This is a genomic window from Azovibrio restrictus DSM 23866 (genome assembly GCF_000429665.1).
GTDB classification, from domain to species: domain Bacteria; phylum Pseudomonadota; class Gammaproteobacteria; order Burkholderiales; family Rhodocyclaceae; genus Azovibrio; species Azovibrio restrictus.
In genome coordinates this window covers 1-1,139 of the sequence record NZ_AUCH01000054.1, presented here as the reverse complement: position 1 = coordinate 1,139, position 1,139 = coordinate 1, and the positions used below count along the sequence as shown (strand labels likewise).

Sequence of the window (1,139 nt, the reverse complement as noted above, 5' to 3'; positions counted from 1 at the left end):
ATCTTCAAGCTCGACCACGCCGCCATCCACCAGCCCCTGCGCTTCCAGGGCCAGTACCACGACGAAGAAACCGGACTCCACTACAACCGCCACCGATTCTACGACCCCGATACCGGCAGGTATCTCACTCAGGACCCGATTGGGCTGGAGGGTGGGGTGAATGTTTATGCCTACGTTCGTGGCAACCCTTTGAGCGGGGTTGATCCCTTTGGGTTGTGTGAATGTGAATTCACTGCCAAACGTTATCAGGGAGCGGAGCCAGATTATTCTCCGTGGTTCTGGCAGACTCAAACCGCAACAATGATCTGCGTTTATCAATGTAAAGATGATAAAGGCAAGCCGTTTCAGATTTCGCAGAACCTTACTAAGACACAACCTGGGTTTGGTGGAGATCCAAATCTAGTCTTTATTTGCCCCTACGTTAATGCTCGATATGTAGAAATTGCAGGCCCTCCGTGGAGGTCCATGACGTCGACAAACGTATCGTTTGATCCAAGGAAGGCATCGAATCCAGACATTAAGAAGCAAGGTGACGACAAGTGTAAGGACTGCGGCAAATGAGGATGACTTTTAAGGAGGGCTTATGAATATTGAAACCTGGCACCAGTGGGCGCTGGTCTACGCTTATGAAATAGGCCAGCTTCTATTTCTGATTGCATTGATCGTTCTGGCAGTAAAGATGCGAAAGTTATCCTTAGTTATCTCTGCGATGGCTTTCCTTATTTTTATTCTTGGAAATGCAACTATGTTGGTGGCAAATAAGGAATACGTTGAACTCGGGCAGCGATCTATTTCTCAACTTCCTATGAATGAGATGACTGCCTGGCGCTTGGGAAGAATAGGCTCTTCGTTGGGTTTCTTCGTTGCAGGATTAGGGCTTTTCTGGTTTGGAATTTCGATTTGGAAAAAACCTCAAGAATAATAAAATTGGGCGAAGTGAATAGGAAATAGCGACCCGGCAGGTATAGACGCTACCTCTGAAGGATATAGAGGAAAACAGTATGAAAATAGCTCAGAAGGATACAAGGATGCAGTGGACGCCCTCTCGGCACTCCCCAGGAGGCCTATTCCCCCGACGGCCGCTGCCTCTGGCAAGCCCGCTACAAGGCCTGGGGCCGCATCTTCAAGCTCGACCACGC

The 1,139-nt window shown here is 49.0% G+C and carries 3 protein-coding genes; all 3 read left to right on the top strand.

The annotated features are described in order from the left end of the window. A partial coding sequence (locus tag G474_RS23020) for an RHS repeat-associated core domain-containing protein (RefSeq protein WP_169729552.1) occupies positions 1 to 561 on the top strand: 561 nt, incomplete at its 5' end. Positions 562 to 583: 22 nt separating this feature from the next. After that, complete coding sequence (locus G474_RS0117750; RefSeq protein ID WP_026688114.1) at positions 584 to 922, top strand: hypothetical protein; 339 nt, start codon at positions 584 to 586, stop codon at positions 920 to 922. Between the two features lie 98 nt (positions 923 to 1,020). Beyond that, positions 1,021 to 1,139 (top strand): RHS domain-containing protein (locus G474_RS24615; RefSeq protein WP_211228150.1); only part of this gene is annotated, 119 nt, incomplete at its 3' end.